Consider the following 4634-nt stretch of genomic DNA (forward strand, 5'->3'; position numbering starts at 1 on the left):
GATCGTGGCCAACGGCGACCAGTGCGACATCGTGCCCGACCTCGCCACGCCCTTCCCCTCCCAGGTGTTCCTGACGCTGTTCGGGCTGCCGATGGCAGACCGGGACAGGCTGGTGCAGTGGAAGGACGCGATTCTGCAGTTCACCGATCCCAGCAGCGCAGAGGCGACCCCCGAGGTGATGGCGCACGCGCTGGAGCTGTTCACCTATCTGACCGAACACATCGCCGAGCGACGGACCGACACGACGGGTAGCGACATGCTCACCCAGTTGATGCAGGACACCGACGATGGCGTCATGTCGGACAACGAGATTCTTGGCTTGTGCTTCATGTTCGTGCTGGCCGGCCTGGACACCGTCACCTCCGCGGTGGGCTTCTCGCTGGCGAAGCTGGCGGGCGACGCCGAACTGCGCCGGCGCGTCGCCGACGACTTCTCGCTCATTCCGGCCTTCATCGAGGACATCCTGCGCGTCGATGGTCCCGTTCCGTTCGCGCCGCGGGTCACGACCGAAGAGGTCGAGGTCGCAGGCAGGGTCGTGCCGAAGGACACCACGGTGATGCTCAGCTACGGGAGCGCCGACCGCGATCCACGCCGTTACGAGGACGCCGACGAAGTGCACTTGGACAGCAAGGTGGTGCATTTCGCGTTCGGGCGGGGGCCACATCGCTGCCTCGGCTCTCACCTCGCGCGACTCGAACTGCGCCTCATCCTGGAGGAATGGCACACCCGTATTCCCGACTACAGCCTGGCCGACGGCAGGCAACCGCAGATGCCCTGGCCCACCGGAACCATGGCCCTGCAGTCGGTGCCGCTGAACATCACGCCGTCGTAACGGGCTCAGATTTGATGTTGCTCGCGCAAGCGCTCGTCAGCCGACCTTCGGGATGATCTCCTCCGCCACCCACTGCATGTGGTCGAGGTACGCGTTGAAGTCTTCCACCGGTGGCGGATTGACCCAGGTATGGGTGACACCGCGCTCGGCGAGCATGTTGCAGTTGTCGATCACCTGCTGAGCGCTCTGGCCGAACTGCGCGTTCGGGTCGTCGACGATGGCGTGCTCCTGACCGATGGACAGGACCGCGAGGCTGTAGAACACCGAGAAGGGCCGGTCGTCGAAGCCTGGCTGCGAGCGCAGATAGTCCAGCTTTGCGGGCAACTCATCGGGCTTGGTCAGCCACGGCGCCCAGCCGTCGCCGAATCGAGCCGCCCGGCGCAGCACCGCGTCTGCATCCCCACCCATCCACACCGGCGGGCGGGGTGTGGAGATCGGCTTTGGCCCGAATGCGACGTCGTCGAACTTGACGAACTCGCCGTCGTAACTCGGCGAATCGCTCTGCCACAATTCGAACATCGCCTCGAGACATTCGTCGGCGATCCGGCCGCGCTTGCTGAAGGGCACGCCGATGGCGTCGTACTCCTCCTTGAGCCAACCGACGCCGACGGTGATTTGGGCGCGACCGCCGCTGAGCCAGTCGAACGTCGCGATCTGCTTCGCGAGGACGATCGGATTGTGTAGCGGAAGGATGGTCACCATCGACCCGATCCTGATCGTCGACGTGGCGCCTGCGACGAAGGCCTGGGCGGTGGTGGCGTCGAAGTAGTGGTTCCCGGACAGTTCGAGATGACTGGTGGGCGTGAGGAAGTGCTCGGGCAGGGCCACCATCGAGTAACCGAGCTGTTCGGCACGTTGCGCCACGCCGGCGATGTCCCGCCCGCTCAGGTCATGCTCCCACGGCTGGGTGATGGCGGCGATGTGCATGCAATTGGGTAAGTAAGCGGTGAATCTCATTGCCAGCCTTCCGGGTTGGTTCGATGATCGCCACCAGGCACAGGCAGTCCGCGACCGCACCGGGCCATGTGATCGTGAACGCTATGACAGCTAACTGCCACAGTCAATAGCCCGCCGTGCGGTCCGGTCAAACGGTGACGGGGGTTGACCAGACATGTCAGAATCACATTCAAGAGTGACAGTGGACTGTCATCAGCAGTTTAGGAGGATCGTGGCCGACGACGGTGTGCCCGCTGACTTGACGGACCCGATTCGGGGGCGCAGCGAGCCGGACCGGATGTGGACCCTGACCAACGTCGGAGAAGCCACCCCGGACATCCTGTCGCCGTTGTGTTGGTCGCTCTGGGGTGGCGGTGTCGAACTTGCCTCTCGCGCGGGCATCTACGACTTCGGCGTGCTGCCACGTTCCGCGCTCGTCGTGCCCGACGACCCGAACCAGTGGGCGACGGCCTGCTTCTACGGCAGGCAGGCGATGAACGTCGATCGCGCCCGTGAGCTGGCCGGGCTACTGCCCGGTACGACCGGCGACGACTTCGAACGCGATCTCTTGGGTTCGGTGCGTGCCGATGCCAACCCCACCAGAAGCGACCCCACCCGTATTCCGTTCGTGGCGGTGAAGGCGCCGCTGGCCGCGATGCGGCAGCGCTGGGCGCCGCAGCGCACCTACGACCAGCAGATGGCCTGGTGGCGAGCCGAGGTGCTGCCGGGCGAGCCCGCCTATCCGAAGGCTCTGCTGGCCGACTCCGTCGACCGGTTCACCGCGGTCATGCGGGTACACATTCGCACTCGGATGATCCTGAACATGCTGCGCTCCCAAGTGGCGTCGATCACCGGTCGGCTCGGCCGCTCGGATCTCGTTCCGACCTTGCTTGCCGGCTACGGCGGAGTCATTGAAACCCGGCTCGCCGATGACGTGTGGTCCGTCGGGCAGGGCCAACTCTCCGTCGTGGAATTCCTCGAGCGGCATGGATTCCACGGCCCGAACGAGGGCAACGTCATCGGGCATTCGTGGCGGGAGGATCCAGAGGCAGTCGTCCGAATCGCCGCGGTCCATGCGGACAGGCCCGAAGCCGAACGACCACGGGCGCGGGCGGACCGCGCGGTGGCCGCCCGGGAGCGGGCGGAGTCCGAACTGCTGGCCGGCGTGCCCGCGCTGCGGCGGCGCCTGTTCCGTCGACTGTTGCAGTTCACCGGATTTCAGGTGCGGTCGATGGAACTCACCAAGGCCGGCTTCCTCACCGCGGTCGACGGAACCAGGGCCGCCGCAGGCGCGCTGGGCCTGGAGTTGGTTGCCGCGGGCAAGCTGGATGCTCCGGACGACACGTTCTACCTCACCACCGAAGAGCTGCTCGGCACGTTGCCGCGGAATGCGCGCGACCTCGTCGCCTTCCGAAGGCAACGGCGCGAGGAGTATCGGGCAGTCGAGGTTCCGGTCGTCTTCACCGGCCTGCCGGAGCCGGTTGCGTTGGGGGAGAACGAGCTCGGGGGCGACGACGGTGTGCGCGGTACGCCAGCCGGGCCCGGCGTGGTCGAAGGCACCGTGCGGGTGGTGCTCGACGCCGACTCCGACGACGTCCTCACCGACGGCGAGGTGCTGGTGTGCAAATTCGTCGACCCGGGGTGGACGGCACTGGTGTCGCTGGCGGGTGCGCTGGTCACCGACATCGGCAGCCCGGCCAGCCACGGTGCGATCGTGGCCCGCGAACTCGGCATCTCCTGCGTCGTCGGGACTGGGAACGGCACCAGGGTCCTACACACCGGGGACGTCGTTCGGGTGGACGGCTCCACCGGTGAGATCGCCGTGCTGGCACGGTCGGCCGGCTTGGAGGGCAACTAGTGAGCAGCGTGATTCACCATCTGTCGGCCGGGCTGAACCCGGACAGTGAGCGCACCGTGCGGACATGCCCCGATGTGCCTGCATGGACCGAGAATCTGCTGTTCACGCCGTACGACCCGGTCAACGACATCGGCATGTGGCTGCATCTGGGCACCGTCGCCGACATGTGGGAGATGTGGGAAGACCGCGTGCTCATCGCGCTTCCCGAGAACCAGGGCGTGCTCAGCATGTGGGCTTATCACCGCACCGTCCCGCACCGCCAGCCGGCCGGCGCCAATCTGGAGTTCCATTGCGAACGGCCGTTTCAGAAGTGGCACATTACGTTTGACGGCTTCTGTCTACGTTCCTCCTACGAGCAGATGCGCACTGGACTGCTGGCCGACGGTGCCAAGAGCCACGTCCGCCTGGACCTCGAGGTCGAGTGCCTGACACCGGTGTGGGACGCCGCGACCGCGGGAGCTGGCATGGCCGAGCAGAGTTGGGCCCGCGAGCACTACGAGCAGCTCACCCGGGTGACTGGTCAAATGGCCGTCGACGGCGTGACGACGGAATTCAACGGCGGTGGCTGGCGTGACCATTCGCGCGGACCACGGGGCGCGGACACCCTCAAGGACTGGGGCGGCCACGTGATCACCGGCGGCGTGTTGCCGAGCGGGCGAGCCTTCGGCATGTGCCGGTACTGGGCCCGCGACGGCCGCACCACGCTCGAGGGCGCCTACGTGGTCGAGGACGGCACGCTGCGCCAGGTCGGCGTCGTGGCGGCGCCGCCACCCGCGGTGTTGGCCCGCGACGGCGAGTGGTATTCATTCGCGCTCGACGGCGGCCACACCGTGCACGGCATCGTCCGCTCGTCGTTGTGGATATCCATGGCCGACGGTCTGCCCTACGGAGTCATGGACCCGGTGCGCGCGTACACCGTCAGCTGGGCGGAGGTTCATTGGGACGGCGAGACCGGCCACGCCTATATCGAACGATCCGCGTTCACGGGTGCCCATGCGCGTTGACTGT

General features: G+C 66.6%; 4 protein-coding genes. 3 read left to right on the forward strand and 1 reads right to left on the reverse strand.

What is annotated here, in order from left to right; genetic code table 11:
* Positions 1-832: cytochrome P450 (locus tag QOC69_RS18170; RefSeq protein ID WP_526442055.1), on the forward strand; the 832-nt coding region annotated here is incomplete at its 5' end.
* A gap of 36 nt (positions 833-868) precedes the next feature.
* Here QOC69_RS18170 and QOC69_RS18175 read toward each other — a convergent pair.
* Positions 869-1789, reverse strand: a complete 921-nt coding sequence (locus tag QOC69_RS18175; RefSeq protein ID WP_526442057.1) for a TIGR03619 family F420-dependent LLM class oxidoreductase — start codon at positions 1787-1789, stop codon at positions 869-871.
* A 211-nt stretch (positions 1790-2000) separates the two neighbouring features.
* Between QOC69_RS18175 and QOC69_RS18180 the strand changes: the two genes are divergently transcribed.
* The gene (locus QOC69_RS18180; RefSeq protein WP_526442059.1) at positions 2001-3626 is read left to right on the forward strand and encodes a PEP-utilizing enzyme; all 1626 of its coding nucleotides are present in this window, start codon (positions 2001-2003) and stop codon (positions 3624-3626) included.
* Entirely contained in the window at positions 3626-4630 is a 1005-nt protein-coding gene (locus tag QOC69_RS18185) for a DUF7064 domain-containing protein (RefSeq protein ID WP_526442061.1), read from the forward strand. Before QOC69_RS18180 ends, QOC69_RS18185 begins: the two co-directional genes overlap by 1 nt.
* Positions 4631-4634 lie beyond the last annotated feature (4 nt).

Origin of the sequence: Mycobacterium sp. (assembly GCF_032162105.1) — a bacterium.
GTDB lineage: Bacteria > Actinomycetota > Actinomycetes > Mycobacteriales > Mycobacteriaceae > Mycobacterium.

What these genes read in the sequence shown, in the direction of transcription:
- QOC69_RS18175 (WP_526442057.1), bottom strand. Translation starts at nt 1,789, where the DNA reads ATGAGATTCACCGCTTACTTACCCAATTGCATGCACATCGCCGCCATC.